Annotated in this window: 22 protein-coding genes; 19 read left to right on the forward strand and 3 right to left on the reverse strand. The window is 59.6% G+C overall.

Translation table 11 applies throughout. The features are described from left to right. The first annotated feature begins 81 nt into the window (after positions 1-81). From ACUY2T_RS06295 to ACUY2T_RS06320, 6 genes are all read left to right on the forward strand, one after another. Positions 82-7,440, forward strand: a complete 7,359-nt coding sequence (locus ACUY2T_RS06295) for a condensation domain-containing protein (RefSeq protein WP_448307981.1) — start codon at positions 82-84, stop codon at positions 7,438-7,440. Between the two features lie 57 nt (positions 7,441-7,497). Continuing rightward, positions 7,498-9,555, forward strand: a complete 2,058-nt coding sequence (locus tag ACUY2T_RS06300; protein ID WP_434828071.1) for an SIP domain-containing protein — start codon at positions 7,498-7,500, stop codon at positions 9,553-9,555. Between the two features lie 317 nt (positions 9,556-9,872). Beyond that, complete coding sequence (locus tag ACUY2T_RS06305; RefSeq protein ID WP_448307982.1) at positions 9,873-10,829, forward strand: iron-siderophore ABC transporter substrate-binding protein; 957 nt, start codon at positions 9,873-9,875, stop codon at positions 10,827-10,829. 51 nt (positions 10,830-10,880) lie between these two features. Beyond that, the gene (locus ACUY2T_RS06310; protein ID WP_448307983.1) at positions 10,881-11,897 is read left to right on the forward strand and encodes a FecCD family ABC transporter permease; all 1,017 of its coding nucleotides are present in this window, start codon (positions 10,881-10,883) and stop codon (positions 11,895-11,897) included. Next, positions 11,894-12,946 (forward strand): FecCD family ABC transporter permease, encoded by a 1,053-nt coding sequence (locus ACUY2T_RS06315; protein ID WP_448307984.1) that lies wholly within the window; start codon positions 11,894-11,896, stop codon positions 12,944-12,946. The genes ACUY2T_RS06310 and ACUY2T_RS06315 overlap by 4 nt, the downstream gene beginning before the upstream one ends. Beyond that, positions 12,943-13,737, forward strand: a complete 795-nt coding sequence (locus ACUY2T_RS06320) for an ABC transporter ATP-binding protein (protein WP_293791604.1) — start codon at positions 12,943-12,945, stop codon at positions 13,735-13,737. Before ACUY2T_RS06315 ends, ACUY2T_RS06320 begins: the two co-directional genes overlap by 4 nt. Here the strand turns inward: ACUY2T_RS06320 and ACUY2T_RS06325 are convergent. Next, positions 13,734-14,657 (reverse strand): siderophore-interacting protein, encoded by a 924-nt coding sequence (locus ACUY2T_RS06325; protein WP_448307985.1) that lies wholly within the window; start codon positions 14,655-14,657, stop codon positions 13,734-13,736. The two genes, ACUY2T_RS06320 and ACUY2T_RS06325, sit on opposite strands and share 4 nt — an antisense overlap. Before the next feature lie 195 nt (positions 14,658-14,852). Beyond that, positions 14,853-15,200, reverse strand: a complete 348-nt coding sequence (locus tag ACUY2T_RS06330) for a hypothetical protein (RefSeq protein WP_448307986.1) — start codon at positions 15,198-15,200, stop codon at positions 14,853-14,855. Positions 15,201-15,855: 655 nt separating this feature from the next. On the opposite strand from ACUY2T_RS06330, the gene rplN reads away from it, so the two are divergent. From rplN to rplE, 3 genes are read left to right on the forward strand one after another with little or no spacing between them, the layout of a single operon-like run. Further along, positions 15,856-16,227, forward strand: a complete 372-nt coding sequence (gene rplN, locus ACUY2T_RS06335; RefSeq protein ID WP_293791601.1) for a 50S ribosomal protein L14 — start codon at positions 15,856-15,858, stop codon at positions 16,225-16,227. Next, the gene (rplX, locus tag ACUY2T_RS06340; protein WP_005291939.1) at positions 16,228-16,542 is read left to right on the forward strand and encodes a 50S ribosomal protein L24; all 315 of its coding nucleotides are present in this window, start codon (positions 16,228-16,230) and stop codon (positions 16,540-16,542) included. Between the two features lie 2 nt (positions 16,543-16,544). Next, positions 16,545-17,096, forward strand: a complete 552-nt coding sequence (rplE, locus tag ACUY2T_RS06345; RefSeq protein WP_448307987.1) for a 50S ribosomal protein L5 — start codon at positions 16,545-16,547, stop codon at positions 17,094-17,096. Between the two features lie 108 nt (positions 17,097-17,204). On the opposite strand, the gene ACUY2T_RS06350 is transcribed toward rplE, so the two are convergent. Next, positions 17,205-17,609 carry a hypothetical protein gene (locus tag ACUY2T_RS06350; RefSeq protein ID WP_448307988.1) on the reverse strand — a complete coding sequence of 135 codons (405 nt, stop codon included), beginning with the start codon at positions 17,607-17,609 and terminating at the stop codon, positions 17,205-17,207. Positions 17,610-18,192: 583 nt separating this feature from the next. Here ACUY2T_RS06350 and rpsH point away from each other — a divergent pair. The 10 genes from rpsH (at position 18,193) to ACUY2T_RS06400 (ending at position 25,371) form a co-directional block, all read left to right on the forward strand. Beyond that, positions 18,193-18,591, forward strand: a complete 399-nt coding sequence (gene rpsH / locus ACUY2T_RS06355) for a 30S ribosomal protein S8 (protein WP_293791597.1) — start codon at positions 18,193-18,195, stop codon at positions 18,589-18,591. A gap of 18 nt (positions 18,592-18,609) precedes the next feature. Further along, positions 18,610-19,146, forward strand: coding sequence for a 50S ribosomal protein L6 (rplF, locus tag ACUY2T_RS06360; RefSeq protein WP_293791596.1), 537 nt, complete (start codon positions 18,610-18,612; stop codon positions 19,144-19,146). Further along, the gene (gene rplR / locus ACUY2T_RS06365; protein ID WP_293791595.1) at positions 19,146-19,550 is read left to right on the forward strand and encodes a 50S ribosomal protein L18; all 405 of its coding nucleotides are present in this window, start codon (positions 19,146-19,148) and stop codon (positions 19,548-19,550) included. Before rplF ends, rplR begins: the two co-directional genes overlap by 1 nt. A gap of 40 nt (positions 19,551-19,590) precedes the next feature. Then, positions 19,591-20,244 (forward strand): 30S ribosomal protein S5, encoded by a 654-nt coding sequence (gene rpsE, locus ACUY2T_RS06370; RefSeq protein ID WP_293791594.1) that lies wholly within the window; start codon positions 19,591-19,593, stop codon positions 20,242-20,244. A gap of 3 nt (positions 20,245-20,247) precedes the next feature. Beyond that, positions 20,248-20,433: a 50S ribosomal protein L30 gene (gene rpmD / locus ACUY2T_RS06375; protein ID WP_293791593.1), complete on the forward strand. Its 186-nt coding sequence runs from the start codon at positions 20,248-20,250 to the stop codon at positions 20,431-20,433. A 2-nt stretch (positions 20,434-20,435) separates the two neighbouring features. After that, entirely contained in the window at positions 20,436-20,885 is a 450-nt protein-coding gene (gene rplO, locus ACUY2T_RS06380; protein WP_005291915.1) for a 50S ribosomal protein L15, read from the forward strand. A 277-nt stretch (positions 20,886-21,162) separates the two neighbouring features. Next, positions 21,163-22,497, forward strand: a complete 1,335-nt coding sequence (secY, locus tag ACUY2T_RS06385; protein WP_293791592.1) for a preprotein translocase subunit SecY — start codon at positions 21,163-21,165, stop codon at positions 22,495-22,497. Beyond that, complete coding sequence (locus ACUY2T_RS06390; protein WP_293791591.1) at positions 22,494-23,039, forward strand: adenylate kinase; 546 nt, start codon at positions 22,494-22,496, stop codon at positions 23,037-23,039. The genes secY and ACUY2T_RS06390 overlap by 4 nt, the downstream gene beginning before the upstream one ends. A gap of 153 nt (positions 23,040-23,192) precedes the next feature. Next, positions 23,193-23,987: a type I methionyl aminopeptidase gene (gene map, locus ACUY2T_RS06395; RefSeq protein ID WP_448307989.1), complete on the forward strand. Its 795-nt coding sequence runs from the start codon at positions 23,193-23,195 to the stop codon at positions 23,985-23,987. A 190-nt stretch (positions 23,988-24,177) separates the two neighbouring features. Then, on the forward strand, positions 24,178-25,371 hold the full coding sequence (locus ACUY2T_RS06400; RefSeq protein ID WP_293791587.1) for a dicarboxylate/amino acid:cation symporter: 1,194 nt from the start codon (positions 24,178-24,180) through the stop codon (positions 25,369-25,371). Positions 25,372-25,443: the final 72 nt, after the last annotated feature.

The following is a 25,443-nucleotide window of genomic DNA, read 5'->3' on the forward strand; positions in this document are numbered from 1 at the left end:
GCGTGGGGTGTTTTCTTATGCCCTTTCTTGTTCTCTCACTCGCCTCCCCGCTGCCGCCCGCCGACTCACAAGGAACTTGACTTGTCTTCTACGCTGCCGTTAACGAGCGCTCAATACGGTGTCTGGAACGCCCAAAAACTCAACCCCGAATCGCCCTACTACGTGGTTGGTGAGGTACTGCACCTGGGGCCAGGGCACATCGAGCTGGAAACTCTGCAGCACTCCATCGCACAGCTGCAACAGGAAGCTGAGACATTGCGCGTGCGCGTCACGACGGATGGCCTTACCCCGCAACAATCCGTGGTACAGGAAGGCCCCGGGGTCGACCGCGTGATCGACGTGCGGCACGCCGCGGATCCCCAGCGCAGCGCGGAAGCCTGGGTAGATGCGCTACGCGCCGAATGTGCCGAGACGATGCGCACCATGGTGGATCAACCGTTGTGTCGTTATGTCATTATTCTTCTCGACGTCACCGAGACCTGGGTTGTCCAGCTTTATCATCACCTTATTGTCGATGGCTTCTCGGCTTCCCTGCTCACGCGTCGCCTTAGTCAGATTTATACCGCTCGCGTGGCAGGAAAGCAGGCTCGTCCATTCCGGGCAGCTTCGCTGTCCGAACTGGTGGCGCTGGATCAGGAGTACCGCGAATCCGCGGAGCATACCCGGGATAAACAGTATTGGACGTCCGTACTCGCACAGCTTCCGGAAGTTGCTGAGCGCGCCACGATGAATACGGCCACAAAGGCAGAAGGCACAGGGCAAACCACAATCACCACCACCATGCGCCTGGGGCCGGAGATCATGGAGAAGGCCACGAAAGCCGCTACTGATGAGCAGATTACGTGGGTAGAGCTCATGATCGCACTGTACGGGGCGTTTGTTCACCGTCTGTTGGCTCCACGCTCGACCAGCGAACAATTCCTGGCTGTGCCCGTGATGGCACGCTCGCATACGCGAGAGCTCCGCACGCCTGCAATGGCCGTCAATGTGCTGCCACTGCGAGTCAACGTCGACAATCAACAAACGGTGCAGGAGTATCTACACCATGCGGTGGAGTCGCTGCATGGTCTACTGGCCCACCAGCGACTGCGTGGAGAGAGCCTACCGCAGATCACGGGGGACTCCCGGGTGGCTGACGTGCTACACGGAGTGGGAGTGAATGCTAAGGCCTTCACCACCCGGGCGGATTTCGCGGGGGTTCCGGGGCGGTTGCGCAATGTGGCGGGTGGGCCGCCGGAGGATTTGGGATTGGTGCTCACCCCGGCCGAGGATGGCGGACTGGACATGGCTTTTGAGACGGATCCGGCCCGCGTGAGTGCCGAGCATGCGCGGGCTCGGTTGGAGGCACTGCGGGAGTTCACGTGTCAGGCGCTTGAAGACACATCCCGAAAGATCGGGGAGCTGCCACTGCATAGCCAGAGACGGCGCGTGGAAATGTTAGAGCAGCGGCGCGCCCAAGGTGTCGAAGTGGCCGAAAATAGCCGATCGCAGGACGCTCTGAGCACCGCTTTGTCCACGCTGCGAAACCACACACAGGCACATCTGGTGTTTCACACTGCCGATGGCTGGGATACCGAGCCCGGAACTGAGATGTTGGATCGCGAGATACTGGGCGCTGCAGTGCTGAACAGCAAGGATCTCCACGCTGCAGTACATCGCCTGGCTAGTTACTTTCGCCGTGAGGTTCTGGGAAGCGACAGGTGGCGCCAGGCGGAACAAGTCACCGAGCAAGATAGGGCGCGACCAGTGCTCGCTCTCGAGATGGAGCGGGGGCGCGAATTGGCCCTTGCTGTGCTAGCCGCTTTCGCCGCGGGTGTGCCCTTCGTCTATATCGATCCCACCAGTCCTGCCCAGCGCCGTGAGCAAATCCATGCGAACGCTGAACCGGTAGCTAGTGTGGATGCGGCGGCCATCCGCTACGCCCTAGCCTTGGGCAGTACCACCTCGGAGGAGAACGTCGTAGAACGGTCCGCGGAATCGGCAGCCTGTCCAGACCCGGAGCAATTGGCCTACCTGATCTATACTTCTGGATCCACCGGCAAGCCCAAGGGCGTGGAGGTTCCCCGCCGTGCCATTAGCTCTCTGTTTGCCCAACACCGCAGCGGATTGTACGACAGGCCGCACGCGGTGGTGGCGCATACGGCGTCTTTCAGTTTCGATGCAGCATTCGACCAGTTGCTGTGGCTGCTGGCGGGCCACGACGTGCACCTCTACCCAGAACAGGCCACTGGGGATGCAGATAAGCTGGTGGAACACTTCGCTACACAGCAGATCAATGTGGTGGATACGACTCCCTCCATGATGAAGGCGTTGTTGGCCGCGCAGTTATTGGAGAAAGTACCGAGCCTGCAGTTAGTGGTTTTGGGTGGCGAAGAGCTGCCCGCTGAGCTGTGGGATCACCTGGCGGCCACCGGCCTGGAGGTCGTCAATGCCTATGGCCCCACCGAAAGCACTGTAGATGCCCTTTTGGCCCGAGTGGAGCCGGGCGTGGCACACCTGGGGCGGCCCGTTGCCGGTATGCGTGCCTACCTGGTGGATAACGCCCTGCAGCTGGTAGGAGACCAAGAAGTAGGCGAACTGGTTCTAGCCGGTCCACAGCTGGCACTCGGCTACCGTGGCCTTCCGGAGGCCACCGATGCGGCGTTCAAGGAGGACGTTCGCATCGACCCGCGTCGGGCTCCGGAGCGCATTTACCGCACCGGGGATCGGGCACGATGGATTCCTGGGCGGGGCTACCAGTTTCTGGGGCGTGCCGATGAGCAAGTCGAGATCAATGGGCAGCGCGTGGAGCTGGCCGAAGTGGAAGCTGTACTAGCCAGCGTGAACGGCGTGCGGCACTGCGCCGTGGCACCACTGAATCGCAGTGGGCAGGCCACTGTGTTGGTTGCTGCGGTGGTAGGGGATTGGCCCATGGACGCTTCAGATCTGACCGCTATCCGGCACCAGTTGCAAGCTGCTTTACCCGCCGCGGCGATCCCCCGGCGCATCCATCCAGTGCGAGCGCTGCCCACCACCACCTCCGGCAAGATCGACCGGGAGGCCATCGCCGGATACGGACTGCAGCCGCCGACCGCTGGTGCGAAGGAGGATACCGCAGCTCCCGAGGCGACCGAACCCGTGGAGGTCTCTAGCGCAGGTAACGCAACTACAAGCGGTAAAAACGACCCGCTTGCGCCGCTCGACCCTGCCCACCTCCTGCTGCATCGCACGGTGTGTGATGTTCTCCATCTACCGCCGCAGCAGACTGATCCTGATCAGGACTTCATCAGTTTGGGAGGGGAGAGTATTGCTGCTCTTCATGTGGCCTCTCGCGCACGTCAGCAGGGGCTGCTGTTGCAGCCGAAGGACCTAATGGGCGGCATTGCGTTAGCGCAGATCCCATTAGACTTCCGTCCTCCGCAGAATCCGCAGGCTCCCCAGGTTTCGCAGGCTGCGCGCCCGACCTTCCTTAGTTCTGGTGAAGACCTGGGCAAGGGGGGTAATTCGAGATCCAATAATGGGGACAATCAATGGCTGGATTGGGGTGTATTGCCGTGGAGTCCGGTGGCACGCACGCAGATTGCAGCTGCGCCCACCGTGCATGCGATGCGTCGCCACGTGATGTACCGGTGGCTAGATATGCCACCCGGGTGCGGCCAAGCCGATGTGCTACGCGCGGTGGAGGTGCTTCAGCGCCGGCATGCGAGCCTGCGGATGTTGCTGGACTGGGACAACGTAGTGCAGCTGATCCCGCGTGTGCCACTGGCTAACGCCGAGGAGATTGTGGTGGAGCTTGCGCCGGACGGCCCAGATCCGGTGGAGCAGCTGGCCGCCGGCATAGCCCCCGATGGTGGAGTGATGTGGCAGGTCGGACTGTGCAGGGAAGGCGCGCTGGTGATGGTGCACCACCTGGCGATCGATGCGCTGTCCTGGCCGAACCTGCAGCGCGAGTGGAATGCTGTATTAATTGACGCCAACGTGAAGCTTCCCGCGCTCACCGGCCTCCTGCGCGCCCACGGGATGCAGCGTGCCGTGGAGCACCAGGCCGTGCAGAACGTGCCACCGGGATCGGCGGAGCTGTCGGTCTTGCCGGAGTTGCCGGAGAAACTGCTATGCCCACGGGGGCAGGCCACGATGATGTGGCGAAAAATTGCGATGCCGGATGCTGCGGCGATGAGTGCCGAGCTGGCGCAGCGTTTTCGAACAGACCGACAGGTCGTGGTGGTGTCATTGTTAGCGCAAGCGCTGCAGGCCGTAGGTTTGACCGAGCTTCAGCTGGTGGTGGAAGGGCACGGCCGCGATGGCGGCACCGGTGCCACTCGTTCTGGTGACTATGGCAGCACCGGTAGCGCGGTGGATTGCATGGAGCTGATCGGTTGGTTCACTACGGAGGAGCGTTGGGCTTTCTCTGCGAGGGCTGACGGTGCCTCCGTTCATTCATCCGCCAATTCTCCGAGGTTTATGGCAGCGTGGGTTCGCGCTGGGCGCGAGGCCGAGTCGCAGGCTCAGCCGTGGGATCCAGCTTCGTGCCCTCCAAACCGTCGTGTGGTGATTAATGTTCTGGATGCCCAGCCGGAGGAGAGCTTCGGCGTGTTGGAATCCGACGACCGGCGGATGACGGAGGCTCTGACGATAAATGTCTTCCTCACCTCGGACGGCGCAGACGTGGAATACGTGGCGGACCTGGCAGCACTCAGGGATGCATCCCCGACCGTGCTGGAGAAACTGCACGAACAGCTACAGCGTGCGGCGCGGGACCTGCTGGTCGCGGATCGGTTGGTACTGCGCCAAGCACTACCTAGCGACTACCGGGCATTCGATACACAGCCGACGAACCCTCGGCTAGGCCACAGCTCAACCAACCAGCCCACACCGACCCTCAGCGTTGCTCATCTGCGCTCCCTGGAAGCCGCCCACGGTCCCCTGGAAGACATTGTCCCGGCTACTGCTTCCCAGCAGGGGCTGCTGTTCCACGGATTGGCCGGAACCGACCGCTACGTTATTGCCGCCGCCGTGGACCTTACTGGTGTGGCCTCCCCAGAGCTTATCCACCAGTCGATGCGGGCAATTCTGCGCCGCCACGCAGCACTGCGCGCCGTGTTCGATTGCAGCGACCTCCCGCTGATGCTGATTCCGGAGCGGCTCGATCTGCCCTGGACAATCCACGATTGCAGAGACTTCTCACCGGCTGCAGCGCATGCGTTCGTGGAACAGCTACGGGAGTTGCGTGGCCACCGCGCCGTGGACCTGGAATCCGGCCCGCTAGTCACCGCAGACCTGGTGCTGTTGCCAGAGAGTAACCGACTAGAAACCAACCGCCCTGCCACACTTGTGCTGGGCAGCCATCACGTCCTCACCGATGGCTGGTCCACCGCCGTGATGCTGCAGGATTTGCAGCGACTGCTAAGCGGCGAGGATCTGGACCCCGCGCCCTCCTTCGCGGAATTTGCCCGAAGCCTGTGCCAACGCAGCGCCGAACAACTGGAGCGGGAACACCGCGCCTGGCAACAGATTTTCACCGGCACCGATCAGCCCCATGAGGCCAGCCGCACAGGCGAGCACGGAGGTGTGATTGCTGGCTTGCGGCCGGTGGCGTCAAGTAAAAAGAGCACAACAGAAGCCCCAGAGGTGCCGCACGTACTGCACCGCGACACAGATGGGCGGGTGGCAACCGCCGCGGCGAGCCTAGGAACCACACCCAGTGTACTGGTACAAACCGCATGGTTGCTCACGCTGGCTGCGCTGCATGGTGGGCGCCGAGTGACTACGGGGGTGACTCTTTCCGGCCGGTCCGCGGAGCAGCCGCGAATGGCTAGTGCGGTGGGCATGTTCATCACCACACTCCCGTTGCACGTACAACTCGAACCGGGGCACACGCTGCGCCATACCGTGCGACAGGTGGCAGATACCATGGCGCTGATCAGCGAGAACCAGACCACGCCGCTACAGGAGATCGAGACCCTGGTGGGAAGTGCACCGTTGTTCGACACCGCGGTGGTGTACGACCATCACGCACACTTCGGTGCACCGAGCGGTCCACACACAGTGGAGACCTCCGAGTCGTGCCTGCGCATCCAGGGGCTGCGCACCAGCGGTCGCACGCATTACCCGCTGACTGTCGTGTGCCCGCCCGGGGACGTTTTGGAGATTACGCTGGTGCACCGTCCGGATGTGGTGGAACGCATTCTTCCTGACGCCGCCGCGAGGTGGTTCGGCACATTCCTCAATGCACTGTGCGACGCCGCCACCGGTAGGGATCTCCGGTTGGTGGAGTTGCTTCCGGAGCGCGGCGAGTTTGAGGAGCCAGCGGACGGGCAAATAGAAGTAGATGGGCACAGCGAAGTAGAGGAAGCGGATAGGTGCAATACTGGTAACCGGGAGCTTTCTGAGGACAACCCCGTATGCGCCCAGGTGCAGGCCGCCATGGAGAGCTTGCTAGGCAACCCGATCGGCCCCGAAGAGAACTTCTTCACCTCCGGTGGTGACTCCCTGCTGGCCATGCGTTTGATGGGTGTGCTGCGCAAGCAGGGCATGCAGTTGAAGATCCAGGACATTGTGGATGCTGGTACTCCGGCAGCCATCGCGGAACGGCTGGGGCAGGGCACTGGTGGAGCTATGAAGGCTAAGCAGCCGCCGAAGCCGCAGCAATCCCAGCGCTTACAGACTGCAGAGCATTCGCAACGCCGCCCGGTGTGGTGCCTCCATCCGATCGGCGGACATGGCTTGGCCTTCGCCCCGCTGGCCAGCCTTCTGGCGGACACTGAGTTCGACACCCGCCTGATCGAACTACCGTCCCCGCTACCCCAGGTGGAAACACTGGCCGAGCTAGCGGAGCTCTACACCGAACAGATCCTGGCCGAGCAACAAGAAGGACCCTTCACGTTGGTGGGCTACTCCTTCGGTGGCGTGGTGGCTGAAAACATCGCTGCCGCGTTGCAGCGCCGGGGCTATGAGGTGCGGTTCTTAGGAATTCTTGACGCCTACCCCAGCGGCAGCAGCCCCAGCTCCGGTACGCATTCCTTGCCGCCGGGCACGCCCGATGGCAGGACAGCCTTTGGTGACTACGACGTTCGGGCAATTGCGCGTGCCGATGGGATGTCACACGAATTGGGTACTGTGGGCGTCGATATAGAAAGCAACATCCGTTTCTGCATGCAGTTGCTACACACAGCAGCACCCACCAGCTACGAAGGCCGGGTCGAGCTAGTGGTGGCAACGCAAAACAACAGTGATGTGGCACACGGGCAGTGGGATCCGGCTGCTGCGTGGAGGCGCCGTCCGGGGGCGTATCCGGTGCAGGTGAGCGAGCTTGAACTTACGCACGCGCAGCTGGTGAAAGCCGATGGCTGGAAGAACGTTTTCCAGCAATGGGCACCGCGGCTGCTGGACAAGAGTTCGGCTGACCGGCCAGCACCCGAGGCGACAGGTATCGACCCTGCGCATGCCGACCCTGCGCACTGACCCGCTACACACCGACTCACCGCACACCGCCAACCCAGAAACGAGAAAGGAATGACCATGGCGAGGAATAGCCGAGACAGGGAAATCTACCCCATTACGATCCGCGAACTGCAGGTCGATGACATCGAGGACATCACACCAGGGATGCGTCGCATTACTCTGACGGGCGAACAACTACGCGCCCATAGTGCGTTCGGCGTAGACGCACCACCGCTAGTCAGCGATGGTTTCGACGACGATATCCGCATCATCTTCCCAGACCCGGCCACCGGGGAGCGCCCTCACCCCATCACACGGGAGGACGCGACGGTGCTATGGCAAGAGGAGGTCAAAGATCTGTTTCGGACATATACCGTCCGTTCATTCGACGCCTCCCAGGGCCGCCTCGTCGTAGACTTCGCGCGGCATGGCCAAGGCCTGGCCGAGGACTGGTCCGTACGAGCTCGACCGGGAGATCCCCTGTATATCGCAGGGCCGAAGTCTTGCGCAGCGCTGCCCACCCACACTCCGTGGCTACTGATGGTGGGCGACGAGACGGCGCTGCCGGCGATTGCTCGCTGTATAGAGTCTTTGCCCGCCGGGTATAGGGCAGTGGCGATTATTGAGGTTGCCACGCGGGCACATGTCCAGCGACTGGAGTTCGAAGCACAGGTGGACATTCACTGGCAGGTGCGAGACGAGGGCGGGGACTTCGTGGCGAAAGCTACCGAGTTGTACGGAGAACACCCAGAGTGGGCGGCCGAGCCCGCCGCGATGCCCTATGTATGGGCTGCGGGAGAGGCCGGGCGATTGAAGGCGATCCGACGCTGGGTTCGAGCTCTGGGGATTCCGCGGGAAAACGTGGAGATTACGGGGTACTGGCGCGCAATGGCACCGGCACAATCGGAAGCAGGGGCGACGGCTACGCAGGGCGACAGTGAGGGGGCGGAGACAGGGGCTGTGACGAGCCACCGTAATGCGGTGATTGAGCTGCATGAACTCACCGAAATGGGGTCGGCGATTCTGGTGCGCCAAGCCGTAGGGTTGGGGATTTTTGGCCTGATTGATGAGGGCGCGGATCGAGTGGATCAACTGGCCGCAGCAACTGGCCTGCAGCAGGAGCTGGCTCTCCGGATTGCGCGTTACCTGGAGGCAGTGGGGTTAGTGACTTTGTCGGCGGATGCAGCACTGGATAGCTCAGCGGAGGATGTGGCGGACCAACGGGCGGTTCGAATCGGCCTCACTGCGCTGGGCAGCGAGTTAGCAAACCCGGATTCTCCAGTAAGGGATTGGATTGCCGGGCCGGCAGCCGCCAAGACCGCAGCACTTGGCCAGCTAGGGCAGGCACTGCAGAATCCGGCTGATACGGGCGAGCACCGCTGGGACTACATTGTGCAAACCCAGCCACAACTGGCCGTGGAGGAACACGAACAGGCGGCCTCCAGCGCTCAGTGGTCGGCCCCGGCCGCAGCGGAGATTCTGAGCAGCAAGCTACTAGCGCGACAGGATGCTGGCTCGCTTCGGTGCGCGGTGGGAGGTCCGGCCGCGGCGGTGTATGCGGATGAGATTCTACGTAAGATACCGCAGGCCAACGCCGTGGTGTTGGGGTCGTTTTCGGAGGCAGAAGATGACGCAAGGATTTCAGTAGGCGCAACAACTGCAGCGATGACGGAGCCTGGGGCTAGCGCAGAGGAGGTTATGCTGCGCGATATTGCTCCACGCCGCCGGGATCGTGCTCGCTATAGTGCACTGCACGCTCCAACGGTTGGGCGTAGCGGTGAGGATGTGCGCCGGGCGGATTGGGCTGGCACAGTGGCTACTTTGTGTGAGCAGGTAGATGCTGTGGTGCTGGTTGATCCGTGGCGGCGTTGGCCAGCTATAGAGCTGCAACAGCTGGTAGCTGCCGTACTACGTTTTGGGGCGCAGCTGTTCCTGGTGACCCCAGTGTTGCAGGAAAGCGGGGCCGAGGATCATGACTACGAGGAAGATTTATCACGCCTCGTTCTGTATGGATCGCAGCTGCCCACGGCCCGTGTGATTGCGAAGCACCTGGCTGCCGTGGGTGCGGTAGCGCGTTCGCAGCAGGCTGTGGGGTGGAGTGCCCAGCTGTTCGAGGTGGGGAGGGGAGGTAGGTAACTGCCGGTGGTCGGGCGAACCTCAGGACATTTGTCTCGGGCGAAGCGTGTGGAGGAGCGGCGGACGTTTGGTGGTTTGCTAAACCGTTTCTAAAGTGCCCCCTGTCGGCTGGCCCCTAGCGGCTGAGCTGCCTCCATATCGGCGGCCACACATCCCCCAAAATAATTAACTTAGGGCAGCCTTTTGTGTGGTTAGCCTAACCTGTGTAAGATGGACGCGAGTGCTGAATCCACCGTAGCTGAAAGAGGCCATCAGCCCTTTGGGGCTACGGGTACTTTACAGCGCTTCAAAGAGTTCCTTACACGTTAGGCTTCCACATGTTTCGAAACAATTCGCTGACCCGTCGAGCGGCACTGAAGACCGCCGCTGTCTTGGCAGCATCCACTCTTGTTCTGTCTGGTTGCTCCCGAGGCGATGACGCGGCGGCGTCAAAAAATGAGGACACCGGGGACGAGCGCATCGCCGCAGTTGGCCTGGGAGACAGCGATACCTTGCTTGCCCTTGGCATCCAACCAGTCCTCGTAGCGCCCTGGGGTGCTGAGGGAGATGTTGATGCGTCTGGCGTCGGCCCATGGGCTACCGAAAAGCTCGGCGACAACAAGCTTGAAGTGGTTTACGGTACTGCCAATGGATTCACTGCTGAAATCCTGGAGAAGATCTCCGCCGCTGATCCGGACAAGATCATTGCGGTGAACTCTGCCGTAGACGCGCAGGCGAAGAAGGCGCTTAATGACATCGCCCCAACCACCGTTAAGCCAGACGGTGCCACGGACTGGCAGATCCCATGGCGGGATCAGGTCAACCAGATCGCCGGCGCTGTAGACAAGCAAGAAGAAGGCGACAAGCTTGTCGAAGAGACACAGAAGGCCTTCGATGATTTCCAACAGCAGCACCCTGAGCTCAAAGGCAAGCGTGCGGCTATCGTCATGCCTTATCAGGGAAAGATCGGCCTGTACACCTCCGGTGACGGTCGTGGGCAGTTTATCAAGAGTCTGGGCTTCGAGATCCCGAAGGAGCTTGAAGGTAACGGTGGCGAGTTCTACCGCGACATCGCACCTGAGAACTACAGTGACCTCAACAATGTCGATTACCTCTTCGTCCTTGATTATCAGGGTGCCGCCGATACCTTGAAGAAGGATCCAACATTCAGCAAGCTGGACGTTGTTCGCGAAGGCAAGGTCCGCTGGATGGACGAAAACGTGGGCAATGCAATGAGCATGCCGAACCCATTGACCATCCCCTGGGCAGTCGACAAGTTCTCTGACGCAATTTAGTTGAAAGTGTCTGCGTCAAGAACTCGACATTCTTTGGTATTTTCCCGGCGTTTGCTTACTTCGGCCGCACTCGTTGGTTTGGCTTTGCTGCTGGTTGTCTCCCTGTACTTGGGTTCCAAAGATCTTTCCATTGGCGAGGTGACCAGCATCCTCATGCATGGTCCGCACCCGTCCGCGCAGTCCGGCATTAATGCTGAACAGTCCGGCATCATTTGGGACTTGCGCGTTCCGCGTACCCTCTTGGCTGTGATCACAGGCGCAGCCCTGGCTATGGCGGGTGCCATTGCTCAGAGCTGGACCCGCAACCCCTTGGCAGATCCCGGCATTATCGGCGTGAACGCCGGAGCAAGTTTTGCAGTCGCCGCGGCACTGACCTTGGGCTGGGCAACGACGGTCGGAGAGCGGACACTTGTGGGGCTCGTGGGAGCTGCCGTCGCCGCTCTAATCGTGCTGTTGATTTCCCGCGTATCCCGTAACCCGCTAACTCTGGTACTGGTGGGCGTGGGAGTTACCTTTGCCCTACAAGCGGCCACGAATATGCTGAGCCTCTATTCTTCCGACACCTTGGAAGGGCTCCGTCGCTGGACTGTCGGCTCTACGGCTGGGCGGGGTATGGAAGACGTGGCCTTAGCTGCTTTAGGTCTAGCACTAGGTGCTTTATGTGGTGCGCTTGTAGCACGCCCGCTGGATCTACTTGCGATGGGAGAGGACTCCGCCCGTTCCCTTGGCAGCTCGCCCACGAGAACCCGCTTGTTGGCTGCCGCGGCGGTGATCATCCTCGCCGGCTCGGCGACTGCCACCGTGGGGCTTGTGACATTCGTGGGCTTCGCCGTGCCACACCTACTACGCCCGTTTACCGGCCCGGCACTTACCCGCCTCTTGCTACCAACTGCCATCGTCGGCGGTGCGGCTGTACTGCTAGCCGATATTGTGGGCCGCTTCGTCCTGCAGCCCAACGAGCTGGAAATGTCTATTGTCCTAGCTATTGTCGGCGCCCCAGTGATGATTCTGGCGGTGCGACGTAAGAAGAGTTCACCGACCTCGAATGACTCGGAGCTGGCGATATGAGCGATATGACGTCTATCCGTAGTATCAAGCGTTCACGAAGCAGACGCGTCCTGGCAGCCACATCGGGGTTCGCCCTCATAGCGGCCCTTTGTTATTGCTTAATCCTGGGGCAAGGTGCGGTGAAGCTCAGTCCGGTGGAAGTCATCGAGGTTCTCACCGGTGGGGGAACACAGCAAGCAATCAACGTGGTGTGGGATCTCCGCCTGCCTGTAGCAATCGCTACCGTTCTGGTCGGCGCCGCGCTGGGGCTGGCCGGCGCGTGGACCCAAACCATGGCTCGCAATCCGCTGGCCAGCCCGGACATTCTCGGTGTCTCCGGCGGCGCGGCGGTTTTGGTTGTGGCGGGTACCGTAGTCACCCGCCCTGCATGGAGTGAGGGGGTGCCGACGTTCTGGTGGCGTGCTGCACTCGCTTTGGTTGGCGCACTAGTGATCGTTGGTTTGCTCGTTCTACTCGGTGGTTTCGGGACGTCGCAGCGCGTAGTGGTCATCGGCCTGGCACTGTCGTTCCTCACGCAGTCTTTAGTGCAGTATCTTCTGCTCAGGGCTGACTTAACTCGTGCCACGGATGCCCAAACTTGGCTCGCTGGGTCCACCGGCTTTGTGCGTACGGAAGCTTTGTTGCCTATGGTGTTGGGCCTATTGCCCTTCGTGGTTTTAGGCCTCTGCGTTACGCGCGATGTCCCTCTTCTTTCTCATGATGACGCCACCGCGTCCACACTTGGTGTAGATGTCACGAGGGTGCGCGCTATTTTGCTCATCGCCGCAACGGGCATTGTCGCGGTGGTGGTTTCCTTTGTCGGCCCAATTGGATTCGTGGCACTGTTGGCTCCTCAGCTGGCCAAGCTGGTGGCCGGAACGCCCACGCCCCATCCGCTGTGCTCTACTTTTGCAGGCGCTGCTCTATTAGCTGCGTGCGCCGTCGTGGCGGGCGCACTGCCATTTACGTCCCCTGTGGGTTTGGTTACCGCCATCATTGGTGGGCCCGCGCTGGTGTTGCTTGTGTGGTTGGCGGCCCGTCGCGGAACTCTGAAAGGAATGGTTCAATGAACGTTCAAGTTGATCACGTCACCGTGGGCTACAACGACGGCCCAAGCATTGTTAAGGACGTGTCTTTCACTGCAGAGCCCGGGAAGGTCACCACGCTCTTAGGTCCCAATGGTTGTGGTAAGTCAACGCTGCTCAAGACGCTTTCTCGGCTGCTTGCTCCCACCGAAGGACGTGTTCTTGCAGAGGATAAGGACGTGCATAGTTTGGGGGCACGCGAAGCCGCCCAACTAATTGCACTTTTGCCACAACACCCTCTGTGTCCGGCGGGGTTGACTGTTGGAGAACTCGTGGAGCGCGGACGGCACCCTTATCGTCGATCGCTCTGGGGTGGGGGAGCGACGGCGTCAGAAGATAAAGAAAAAGTGCGCGAGGCGCTGAAGAAGACGAAGGTTGACCATCTTGTTGCCCGCGACGTGGCGGAGCTTTCTGGCGGCCAGCGGCAGCGGGTCTGGATGGCGATGGTGCTGGCGCAGGATACGCCAATTGTGCTGTTGGATGAACCGACTACGTACCTAGATCCGGCACATGCGATAGAGATTCTAAGTATCGTGCGGGAGCTCGCTCAAGAGGGCAAGACGGTGATTACCGTACTTCATGATCTTGGCCTGGCGGGAGCTTTTAGTGACGAGATGATCGTCATGAAGGAGGGGGAAAAGATCGCCGAGGGTTCTCCGAACGAGGCTCTGACGGTGGATGTGTTGCGCGAGGCATATGGCCTGAATGCCGAGGTGTGGGAAGATCCCCGCGGTATGGCTCCGATCATTGTGCCGCGAGGAATTGTGGCTAATTAAGGCCTAGCCCTCCCGAGGAACCAATAAGGGCACCACTGCACGGATTCGCTATCGAGGCCCCACGTATGAATTGCATGATGTCGAACTTCCTTGCAAAGCTGGCCCTCGCCCGCGACCCAGACGTACTTTGACTGCGTTGCAGGGTGCTGAGAATGGTCAAGCCCTCTCAAATGCGCAATGGTGGTTTCGCTAAATTTCTCAGAAGGGGCGAACAGGATGTCGAGGCTGCTCAATTCATCTTCCCAGTTGGGGTTGAGCAATGGTTCTAGGTCATTGGGGCTCTCGGCAATCATGCGGACATGCATGTCTTTCAATTGATCTGGTGCGAATGCGTGGGTGTACTCCAGGATTGCGCGCACTGAGGGTGCTGCGGACGGATCGGCGATCAAGGTTTGGGAGCGTCGCCCGCGATGCCATAGCCCCTGGCAGGTCCAGATTGCCACCTGATCGCCAGTTTGGGCACTCAAAACCCAACGGAGACCAGGGCCAATGTTTTTATAGCTGGGGGTAGTGACGCCATGCGTCACCACGTCAAAAGTCAGTTGTCCAGCCACAGGATTCAGCGAGCGGACGGTGTACCACCGCAGGTGAGGACGTAGCTCATCTGGCATGGCAGCTACGCTGGCGCGAATATTTGCGCCGCCGGCATGAACCGGTAAATGTAGCTTGCCGCTGGCCACTTGCGGCATAAAGAGACCGAAGAATTCATCTGGGCCGGAGAGCTTGAAACCAACCAGTTCCGGGGATTCGATGACAATGCGGCGGAGGTGTTGAGCGGGAGCGCTGACGTTGCACACTGTGGCGCGGATGATGTGGTGCTTAGGTTCGCTGGGTGCCACTACAAGTTCATGGTCGACGAACGCTGAGCGATAAGCGTCGCTTGCGGTTGAGGGATCCAATACGAGCTGCTGCAGTGACATAGTAAAAGTGAGCCTACCCTAACTTCATATAGGGTGGCAAAGGGGAAGGGAAGTGGAGGGGGCACGATTGTCGAGATCTTAGGGATAGCAAAAGCACCCCGCGGCGATCGTGTATCGCCGTGGGGTGCTTGAGGTTAACGGCCAACCAAACTAATGGGTGACTGGAACCTGTCCTTTAGCAGAACGAAGATGTTCTTACTTGAACAGGTTCGGAATCTTCTGGAAGTTGTTAGCCAGGGTGACGAGGCCTGCAACCAGAGCGCCGATGGTGGTGATCAGGGTAACGACGGTCGTGAGCTTCTTCAGGCCAGAGGTGTTTTCGTCCCAGCCGAAGAACTTGTCAGCGGAGCCAGCTAGCTCGGACTGATCCTTGTCCTCGTCCTTCTCGCCGCCGTTCTCGGTCGCATTATCGCCCTTGTCGGTGTTCGCGACAGCGGAGCCGGAGTCGGCAGGGTTGGTGTCCTCAGCTACAGCGGTAGCGGTGCCAGCAACAGCAACGGTAGCGGCGGTGGTCAGAGCTAGCAGAGACTTCTTGAGCTTCATGTGTATAAACCTCACTTAAAAAAGTTGGTGTGTCGGCCTTAAACCGGCCTTGGGTACGCAACGTAACGTAGCACGACTGTTGCCTGTGTGCACAGTGTCAATCTGTTGCCTAGCAGCTGTGGTTGCTGCGGAAATATTGCAATCTCCGCTGGAGAAGACCGCTTAGGTACCCAAGGAGATTTTGAAGCCTTGCGATCCCTGTCGTCCTCTAAGCACGTTTTAAAAATGGGGAGATAGTTCAGTTTTCACTAATATCCCCATGTGGATGCGGTGATTTTCCGCAGTCTCAAGTGCAGGGGTTGCAAGATAGTGCAATATGAGCAAGAGCCCTGTTGGGGCGCATATCACACTCACATCACGCTGAGGATGAGGTGGCGTCAAAAGGTATAGGGAACTACCGTCGGGGGTGGGTTGAGCTACCCCCGCCGGAATAAATGGCGGCCCACGGGGCAAATTTCTGATACGGCGATTTTGTTAGCCGAGGGCGCGTGTGGAACAATATTCCAGTTGCCGAAAGGTGCAGTGTGCTCCATTGTGTGCTCGCAATGTGCATTCATGAAGAGCCTGGCGCTTTAACCGGCACAGACCGCGTGCGCGAGGGTCGGTAATCCCACGCACGATACGCAAAAATTCTAGGTCAAATTAGGAGACTCAAGTGATTCAGCAAGAATCGCGTCTGCGAGTTGCCGACAACACCGGTGCCCGGGAAATCCTGGTCATCCGTCCGCTCGGTGGTTCCGTTCGACGCTCCGCTGGTATCGGTGATGTCGTCGTAGCAACCGTTAAGGAAGCTACCCCGGGCGGCACCGTGAAGGCTGGCGACATTGTTAAGGCTGTCATCGTCCGCGCTAAGAAGGAGACCCGTCGTCCGGACGGCTCCTACATCGCATTCGATGAGAACGCTGCTGTCATCATCAAGGCAAACGACAACGATCCCCGCGGCACCCGTATCTTCGGCCCGGTCGCACGTGAGCTTCGCGACAAGAAGTTCATGAAGATCGTTTCCCTGGCTCCGGAGGTGCTCTAAATGAAGATCCGTAAGGGCGACACCGTACTGGTTATCTCCGGCCCGGACAAGGGCGCCAAGGGCAAGGTTATTGAGGCCTACCCGCAGCGCGACAAGGTCCTGGTCGAGGGCGTCAACCGAATCAAGAAGCACGTTGCAAACTCCGCTCCAGAGCGCGGCGCTGAGTCCGGCGGCATCGTTACCCAGGAAGCTCCGATCCACGTTTCTAACGTGATGGTCGTTGACTCCGACGGCAACCCGACCCGTATCGGCTACCGCTTCGACGAAGACGGTAAGAAGATCCGCGTGTCCAAGCGCAACGGGAAGGACATCTAACGATGAGCGAAAACTACACCCCACGTTTGAAGACTCGCTACCGTGAGGAAATCCGCGAGAAGCTGAACGGCGAGTTCAGCTACGAGAACGTCATGCAGATCCCGGGCGTCACCAAGGTTGTCGTCAACATGGGCGTCGGCGACGCAGCTCGCGATTCCAAGCTGATCAACGGTGCAATCGAGGATCTGACCAAGATCACCGGTCAGAAGCCGCAGATCCGTACCGCGAAGAAGGCTATCGCTAACTTCAAGCTGCGTGAAGGTATGCCCATTGGCGCTCGCGTAACCCTGCGCGGCGACCGCATGTGGGAGTTCCTGGATCGTCTGCTGACCGTCGCTCTGCCGCGTATTCGCGACTTCCGCGGTCTGAGTGACCAGCAGTTCGACGGCCACGGCAACTACACCTTCGGCCTGACCGAGCAGTCCATGTTCTATGAAATCGACGTCGACAAGATCGATCGTCCGCGTGGTATGAACATCACCGTTGTTACCACTGCAACCAACGACGATGAAGGCCGCGCACTGCTGCGCGAGCTGGGCTTCCCGTTCAAGTAAGAGCGAGCTGCTGAGTACAGCAGTATAGCAAGCCAAAACCCCGCTTCCCCCGAGATTTCTCGGGATAGGGAAGCGGGGTTCGTTGTTTATGTCGTGGTTCCAGGTTATTTACTTGGAGCCCGGGAACCCGGTGAAGGTCTTGACGATCTTGCCGATGAAGCCCAGAACGTCCTCGATCTTCTTCAGGGTGGAGGTGGAGTCATCCCAACCCAGCAGCTTGTCAACGGAGCCCTTCAGCTTCTGACCCTGCTCGCTGTCAGCGGAACCCTCAGCAGGCTTGGTCTCGTTGTCGTTCTCGTCGGCTGGCTTGGTCTCGTCCTCGGCAGCGCCTTCTTCAGCAGCGTTCTCGTCTGCGTTCTCCTCAGCAGCCGGCTTGGTGGCGGTCTCGTTGGAGTTCTCGGTAGCTGCGGTGGCCGCAGCCTCCGGTGCTTCTTCAGCGACGGCAGCCGGGATACCAGCCATTGCTACGGAGGATGCTGCGGCCAGGGTGATGAGGGACTTCTTGAACTTCAAAGAATTTTCCTTCCATGAGGGGTGTATAGAACTGCGATTGTGCCGAGTCAACTGCGATTGATTGCGGCGCAAATAGTCTCGTACTTTGAGTACGTACAACATGTGTAGTGAATCACCAATCAACTTTTCAAGGCGTTACTCGCATTTGTGATACATCTCACGTAACGCCTTGTTTTCGCAGTTTAAAGCTAAGAGAAGATATGGCACATCGCTTATTGGGTGTTCAGGAGTAGCATATTGGCTACTTATTTTGCGCTCCGTGGTGTCAAGGGTTGTGAGACCTTAGGTTCTGAATCTAGGGGCGTCTTTTCCTCAATAGCGATTTGGGTAAACATGCAGGTGGTTGCTAGAGTTATCTGGTCTTGCGTTGCCCCATGCCTGAAAGGCTGGCTCGGCAACGTAAGCAGTGTAAACATCAAACCACTTTGTTGTAGGCCCCTCGCCCAATAGAGCGGCCGCGCGGAGACGGCGGCGAGCACCCCATGTTATTTAGCATGGGGCGCGCTAGTAGCCAGCAAGCGCGCGGTACACGCAGTCTGGGTGGGCTGGGAACCGCAATGAGAAAGGCTATGGGTCAAAACTTATGACCATGACTGATCCCATCGCGGACATGCTGTCCCGCGTGCGGAACGCATCCAACGCGTTCCATGATTCCGTCTCCATGCCTTCTTCCAAGATCAAGGCGAACATCGCTGAGATCCTCAAGGAGGAGGGCTACATTGCTGACTTCACCGTCACCGACGCCAAGGTTGGCAAGACACTGGACATCGAGCTGAAGTACGGCCCGTCCCGCGAGCGTTCTATCTCCGGGCTGCGTCGTGTTTCCAAGCCGGGTCTTCGTGTGTACGCAAAGTCCAACGAGCTGCCGCAGGTCCTCGGCGGCCTGGGTGTGGCCATCATTTCCACGTCCCACGGTCTGCTGACCGACCGTGAGGCACAGAACAAGGGTGTGGGCGGAGAAGTTCTCGCCTACGTCTGGTAACTAGAGGAGGTCTAAACCATGTCTCGTGTTGGCAAGGCACCGGTGGCTGTCCCCTCTGGCGTCACCATCAACATCAACGGCCAGTCTGTCGAGGTTAAGGGTCCGAAGGGCACCCTGAGCCAGGACATTCCGGCTCCGATCACCGTGGTGCAGGAAGGCGAGGAGATCCTCGTTTCCCGCCCGGATGATCACCGCAAGAATCGTTCCCTGCACGGCCTGTCCCGTTCCCTGGTCTTCAACATGATCGAGGGCGTGACGAAGGGCTACACCATCAAGATGGAAATCTTCGGTGTTGGTTACCGTGTGCAGCTCAAGGGCAAGAACCTGGAGTTCGCACTGGGCTACTCCCACCCTGTGCTGATTGAGGCACCGGAGGGCATCACCTTCGCCGTGGATGGCAACACCAAGTTCTCCATCACTGGTATCGACAAGCAGCAGGTCGGACAGATCGCCGCGAACATCCGTCGTCTGCGTAAGGACGATCCTTACAAGGGCAAGGGCATTCGCTACGAGGGCGAGCAGGTCCGTCGCAAGGTCGGAAAGACGGGTAAGTAATGAGCAACACTGCACAAAACGAAAAGCGTCTGCCGGTGGGCAAGGACATCTCCACCCGCCGCCGCACTGCACGCGCACGTCGTCACTTCCGTATCCGCAAGAACCTCTCCGGTACCCCGGAGACCCCGCGTCTGGTTATTCACCGCACCTCTCGCCACATGCACGCACAGGTCATCGACGATGTTGCAGGCCACACCCTGGTCGCAGCTTCTACGATGGAAGCAGATGTACGTGCCATGGAGGGCGACAAGAAGGCGCGCGGTGCGAAGGTTGGCCAGCTGATCGCCGAGCGCGCCAAGGCCGCTGGCATCGAGGCTGTTGTCTTCGACCGCGCAGGCTACAAGTACCACGGCCGCGTTGCCGCTTTGGCTGACGCTGCCCGCGAAGGTGGTCTGAAGTTCTAATGACCAACTCCACGAACAACACCAACGGAAGGAACGCGTGATGTCGGGACGTGAACGTAACGGCGGACGCTCCGCCGAGAACAACGACAAGAACGAGCGCAATGAGCGTAACAACCGCAACGATCGCAACAACGACCGTGGCGGACGTAACGATCGTCGCAACCAGCAGGATGAGCGCAGCCAGTTCATCGAGCGCGTGGTTACCATTAACCGCGTCTCGAAGGTTGTAAAGGGCGGTCGCCGCTTCAGCTTCACCGCGCTGGTTATCGTCGGCGACGGCCAGGGCATGGTCGGCGTCGGCTACGGCAAGGCTAAGGAAGTTCCTGCCGCTATCCAGAAGGGCGCTGAAGAGGCTCGTAAGAACTTCTTCCGCGTTCCGATGATCAACGGCACCATCACTCACCCGGTTCAGGGTGAGGATGCTGCAGGCATCGTCATGATGAAGCCTGCTGCCCCTGGTACCGGTGTGATCGCCGGTGGCGCTGTCCGCCCGGTGCTAGAGTGCGCCGGCGTGCAGGACATCCTGTCGAAGTCCCTGGGCTCCGACAACGCCATCAACATTGTCCACGCAACCGTCGCTGGGCTGAAGCAGCTGGTGCGTCCGGAAGAGGTTGCCGCACGTCGTGGCAAGTCCCTGGACGAGGTTGCTCCGGCCGCTATGCTGCGCGCACGTGCAGCAGGACAGGGGGCATAAGAAATGGCTTTGAAGATTACCCAGACCAAGGGCTTGGTCGGAACCAAGCCGAAGCAGCGCAATTCCATGCGCTCTCTCGGCCTGAAGCGCATTGGCCAGTCGGTTGTCCGTGAGGATAGCCCGATCGTTCGTGGCCAGATCAACGTTGTGCGCCACATGGTCGAGGTCGAAGAAGTGGCAGGAGAGTAAACATGAGCGATCCAATTAAGCTCCACGACCTCCGCCCCGCTCCGGGCGCCAAGAAGTCCAAGACCCGCGTTGGTCGTGGTGAGGCATCCAAGGGTAAGACCGCAGGTCGTGGTACCAAGGGCACCAAGGCTCGTAAGCAGGTATCGGCAGCATTCGAGGGTGGCCAGATGCCACTGCACATGCGTCTGCCTAAGCTGAAGGGCTTCCGCAACCCCGCCAAGATCACCTACCAGGTGGTTAACGTGGCTGACCTGGAGAAGGCTTTCTCCAAGGGTGGCGACGTCACCGTTGCAGACATCGTCGCTGCTGGCCTGGCTCGTAAGAACCAGCCGGTGAAGATCCTGGGCAACGGCGAAATCAGCGTGAAGCTGAACGTCACCGCTAACAAGTTCTCGGGCTCTGCAAAGCAGAAGATCGAGGCTGCCGGTGGCACCGTCACCGAGGCTAAGTAAGACTAGACAAGTTCTAATCAGACTTAGTTACTAACAATCGCCCTGTCGGCACGTAATGTGCTGGCAGGGCGATTTTTTGGGGGCGAAGCGCAGTGGTGGGGAAGTGCCATTTGAAATAGCGCTTGTGGTAGGTGGTAGAGTGTCCTAAGCATTTGTCCTGTCTGCTAACCTGTACAGGTTGCAATTAGTGTCGCCTCACCGCGGGCGTATCTTGAAGTGCAGGTGCGCTAGCCAGTAGATCCCGCACTACGGAAAGAAACTACACAGGAGGCAAAGTTTGTCCGCCATCTCCTCGGCGTTCAAGAACGCAGATCTTCGTAAGAAGATCTTGTTCTCCCTTGCGATGATCATCCTCTATCGCATTGGCGCCCAGATCCCCACCCCAGGCGTGGATTACGGCTCGATTCAAGCGCAGATCAAGGGTCTGACCGATAACTCGGCCATGTACTCCCTGATCAACCTGTTTTCGGGCGGTGCGCTGCTGAAGCTTTCTGTCTTCGCCGTCGGCATTATGCCGTACATCACCGCGTCCATTATCGTTCAGCTGCTCACAGTGGTGATCCCGAAGTTTGAACAGCTGAAGAAGGAAGGCCAGTCCGGCCAGGCGAAGATGACGGAGTACACCCGTTATCTCACTGTGGCTCTCGCACTGCTGCAGTCTGCCGGCATCGTGGCGCTGGCGGATCGCCGCCAGCTACTGGGGCAAGGTGTGCAGGTGCTTAAGGAAGATACCGGCATCTTCGGCCTCGTCACCATGGTGATGATTATGACCTCCGGTGCGGTGCTGCTGATGTGGATCGGCGAGCTCATCACCGACCGTGGTATCGGCAACGGCATGTCCCTGCTGATCTTCGCGGGTATCGCAACGTCGCTTCCGGCACAGGGCGCATCAATCTTCTCGGGCTCCGGCGGCTTCGTCTTCGCCGGTGTCATCGTTGGCGTTCTGATCCTGGTTGTCGGCGTGGTCTTTATCGAGCAGGGTCAGCGCCGCATCCCCGTTCAGTACGCAAAGCGCATGATTGGCCGCCGCCAGTACGGTGAGACTTCCACCTACCTGCCGCTGAAGGTTAACCAGGCTGGCGTTATCCCCGTGATTTTCGCTTCCTCACTGCTGACCGTTCCGATCCTCATTACCCAGATCATCCAGTCCGGCAACCCACAGGCCGCCGGGCAGGACAACTGGTGGAACCGTAACGTCATGGCGGTGCTGTCGAACCCGGCCGCCTGGCAGTACATCCTGGTTTACGTCGGCCTAATCATCTTCTTCTCCTTCTTCTACGTCTCTGTGCAGTATGACCCGTACGATCAGGCAGACAACATGAAGAAGTACGGTGGCTTCATTCCGGGCATCCGCCCGGGCCGTCCGACTGCGGAGTACCTTGGATATGTGATGAACCGTCTGCTGATCGTCGGTTCCATCTACCTGGCCGCTATCGCCGCCCTGCCGAACATCTTGATCAACATGGGTGTGCAGACGGCACAGGCCGGCGGGCAGGGACAGATGCCATTTGGTGGTACCGCTATCCTGATTCTGGTGTCTGTTGCTCTGACCACGATCAAGCAACTCGAATCGCAAGTCATGCAGTCTAACTACGAAGGATTCCTGAAATGAGACTAGTTCTGCTCGGCCCTCCCGGCGCTGGTAAGGGCACCCAAGCATCCCTGCTGTCCGACTCCCTGAAGATCCCGCACATCTCCACCGGCGATCTGTTCCGCGCCAACATCTCCCAGGGCACCGAACTGGGCAAGCAGGCACAGGAGTACATGGATGCTGGCAAACTGGTTCCCACCTCTGTCACCGCTGACATGGTTCGCGACCGCCTGAACCAGGAAGATGCCGCCAAGGGCTTCCTGCTGGATGGCTTCCCCCGCACCATCGAACAGGCAGAGCTGCTGGAGAAGATGCTGCAGGACGACGGCCACTCCCTGGATGCCGTAATCAACTACGTTGTCTCCGAGGACGTTGTCGTCGACCGCATGCTGGCCCGCGGCCGCAACGACGATAACGAGGAAACGATCCGCACCCGCCTGGAGGTCTACCGCAACGAGACCGCCCCGCTGATCGATCACTACAAGGACATCCTGTTGAACATCGACGCAGAGGGCACCGTGGAGGATATCTCCACCACCACGCTGAACGCGCTGGACAAGTAAACTCCACGCAATCGCGCATCCCGCCAGCCGGTCCCACACGGTCCGACCTGGCGGGATTTGTGGTTATTCACCCCGTGAGGGTGGCGTCACCAAAGAAACAGACAAAAACACAACAAAGAAGCACACAACAAAGAAACAAGGACAGGCGAAACAATGGGTTTTCGGCGAAAGAACAAGAAGATCGCAGCGAAGACTCCCGAGCAGCTAGACGCTATGCAGGCGGCCGGGGAGATCGTCGGGCTGGCACTGCAGGAAGTGAAGAAGGCCGCTGCGCCGGGCAAAACCACTCTCGACCTTGACCGTGTAGCTGAGCAGGTTATCCGCGACCATGGTGCCGTGCCCACGTTCAAGGGATATGGTGGCTTCCCTGGATCGATCTGTGCGAGCCCGAATGACATGATCGTCCACGGAATTCCTTCGGAGGATGTTGTGCTGAAGGAAGGTGACCTCATCTCCGTCGACTGCGGGGCTACGCTCAATGGCTGGGTGGGGGACTCAGCGTGGACTTTTGGCATCGGAGATATTGCCGATGAACACGATCGCCTCAACCGCGCTACCGAATGGGTGCTGTACGAGGGGCTGAAGGCTATGGTGCCGGGCAACCGCCTGACCGATGTGTCCTGGGCGCTGGAGCAGGCCACCGAAGCCGCAGAGAAGAAGTTTGACGTAGAGCTGTGGATCGTCGACGGCTACGGCGGCCACGGTATCGGGCGCACCATGCACGAAGATCCGTACTTGGCCAACGAAGGCCGCGGTGGGCGCGGGCCAGAGATTCAGGAGGGCTCCGTCCTGGCGATCGAGCCGATGCTGGCGCTGGGCACTGCGGATTCCCATGTTCTCGACGACGAATGGTCAGTGCTCACCGATGATGGCAGCTTCGCGTCCCACTGGGAGCACACCGTCGCTGCGACCGCTGATGGACCGCGCATCCTGACACCGCGCAAGTAGGGGTTTTCCTCCGCACTCTTTGTGACGCCCCCTGCCTGTGCGACCGCGCTGGTGTGAATTCGAGGGGCTTAAGGCGGGGAGAAGGGGTTAATGGGGCAAGGGCGATTATTGGGGCATGAAGTAGTCAGGGTACGCTAATCATTAATCGTTTCTTGAGGACCTACAAGCATGTGCAAAGGGAAGCGCCAGCATGAATCTATCCCGTCTTTTTAAATCACTGCTGTTCAAGATTATCGTTGCGATTATTTTGGGCATCGTATGCAGCCTGTTTTTCCCGGAATGGGCGGGGCGCCTGTTCGCAACGTTTAACGGACTGTTTAGTAACTTCCTGGGATTCTTCGTCCCGGTCTTGATTTTCGCGCTGATCGCGCCGGCAATCGCCAGCCTGGGGCGCGGGGCAGGCAAGTGGCTGGGTGTAACTGCTGGCATTGCCTATGTTTCGACCATCGTTTCGGGCTTGATTGCCTACGGCGTGGCCGAAGGAACGTACCCGTCTCTGCTCGGCAGCGACTCGATTATCGAGGCTGAAGACATCGACGCGGGCGCTTTGCAGCCGTTCTTCTCTGTAGAGATGGATCCGCCCATGGGCGTGATGTCCGCCTTGCTGCTGGCCTTTACTGTGGGCATCGCCATGGCCTCCATGCGTACCGAGGTGCTGTACAAGGGTGCTGAGGAGCTGCGCGAGGTAACGATGAAGGTGATTGAGAACTTCATCATCCCGCTGTTGCCGATCTACATCTTCGGTGTGTTCCTGACGATGGGCATGAACGGCAATCTGAAGCTGACGCTAACCCAGTTCTCGAAGGTGCTCATCCTCGCGGTCGTGATGACCTGGCTAATCTTGCTGCTTCAGTACGTGTTGGCGGGAGTCTTTGCCGGGCGCAACCCGTTCAAGGCGCTGAAGAATATGATGCCGGCATATTTCACCGCACTGGGTACCTCCTCCTCCGCAGCGACCATTCCTGTGACCCTGGAGTGCACCCGTAAGAATGGCGTTACGCAGTCCGTGGCTGATTTCGTGGTGCCTCTGTGTGCGACAGTGCACCTGTCCGGCTCCATGCAGAAGATCGCCCTGTTTGCTTTCTCCATCGTCTACATGACGGGCATTGATATGAGCGCCGGTATGGCGTTGGGCTTCATTTTCTTGCTGGGCGTCATGATGATTGCCGCGCCGGGCGTGCCGGGTGGCGCCATCATGGCCGCAGTGGGGCTGCTGCAGTCTCAGCTGGGCTTCGACGATGGCCAGGTGGCGCTGATGATTGCGGCATACATCGCCATCGATTCCTTCGGTACTGCATGTAACGTCACTGGTGACGGTGCAATTGCGCTGACGGTGAACCGTTTGGCGAAGGGGCAGCTGCGCCGCGAGGAGCAGCACGCCTAAGCCTGCTACCACCGAGATATCGACGCTCACGCTGAATTTGAATGGTTCAGAGTGAGCGTTTTTGCATATGCG

This window comes from Corynebacterium sp. 22-2729, from assembly GCF_053479475.1.

What these genes read in the sequence shown, in the direction of transcription:
- ACUY2T_RS06300 (WP_434828071.1), top strand. Translation starts at nt 7,498, where the DNA reads ATGGCGAGGAATAGCCGAGACAGGGAAATCTACCCCATTACGATCCGC.
- ACUY2T_RS06305 (WP_448307982.1), top strand. Translation starts at nt 9,873, where the DNA reads ATGTTTCGAAACAATTCGCTGACCCGTCGAGCGGCACTGAAGACCGCC.
- ACUY2T_RS06315 (WP_448307984.1), top strand. Translation starts at nt 11,894, where the DNA reads ATGAGCGATATGACGTCTATCCGTAGTATCAAGCGTTCACGAAGCAGA.
- ACUY2T_RS06320 (WP_293791604.1), top strand. Translation starts at nt 12,943, where the DNA reads ATGAACGTTCAAGTTGATCACGTCACCGTGGGCTACAACGACGGCCCA.
- ACUY2T_RS06325 (WP_448307985.1), bottom strand. Translation starts at nt 14,657, where the DNA reads ATGTCACTGCAGCAGCTCGTATTGGATCCCTCAACCGCAAGCGACGCT.
- ACUY2T_RS06330 (WP_448307986.1), bottom strand. Translation starts at nt 15,200, where the DNA reads ATGAAGCTCAAGAAGTCTCTGCTAGCTCTGACCACCGCCGCTACCGTT.
- rplX (WP_005291939.1), top strand. Translation starts at nt 16,228, where the DNA reads ATGAAGATCCGTAAGGGCGACACCGTACTGGTTATCTCCGGCCCGGAC.
- rplE (WP_448307987.1), top strand. Translation starts at nt 16,545, where the DNA reads ATGAGCGAAAACTACACCCCACGTTTGAAGACTCGCTACCGTGAGGAA.
- rpsH (WP_293791597.1), top strand. Translation starts at nt 18,193, where the DNA reads ATGACCATGACTGATCCCATCGCGGACATGCTGTCCCGCGTGCGGAAC.
- rplF (WP_293791596.1), top strand. Translation starts at nt 18,610, where the DNA reads ATGTCTCGTGTTGGCAAGGCACCGGTGGCTGTCCCCTCTGGCGTCACC.
- rplR (WP_293791595.1), top strand. Translation starts at nt 19,146, where the DNA reads ATGAGCAACACTGCACAAAACGAAAAGCGTCTGCCGGTGGGCAAGGAC.
- rpsE (WP_293791594.1), top strand. Translation starts at nt 19,591, where the DNA reads ATGTCGGGACGTGAACGTAACGGCGGACGCTCCGCCGAGAACAACGAC.
- rpmD (WP_293791593.1), top strand. Translation starts at nt 20,248, where the DNA reads ATGGCTTTGAAGATTACCCAGACCAAGGGCTTGGTCGGAACCAAGCCG.
- rplO (WP_005291915.1), top strand. Translation starts at nt 20,436, where the DNA reads ATGAGCGATCCAATTAAGCTCCACGACCTCCGCCCCGCTCCGGGCGCC.
- ACUY2T_RS06390 (WP_293791591.1), top strand. Translation starts at nt 22,494, where the DNA reads ATGAGACTAGTTCTGCTCGGCCCTCCCGGCGCTGGTAAGGGCACCCAA.
- map (WP_448307989.1), top strand. Translation starts at nt 23,193, where the DNA reads ATGGGTTTTCGGCGAAAGAACAAGAAGATCGCAGCGAAGACTCCCGAG.
- ACUY2T_RS06400 (WP_293791587.1), top strand. Translation starts at nt 24,178, where the DNA reads ATGAATCTATCCCGTCTTTTTAAATCACTGCTGTTCAAGATTATCGTT.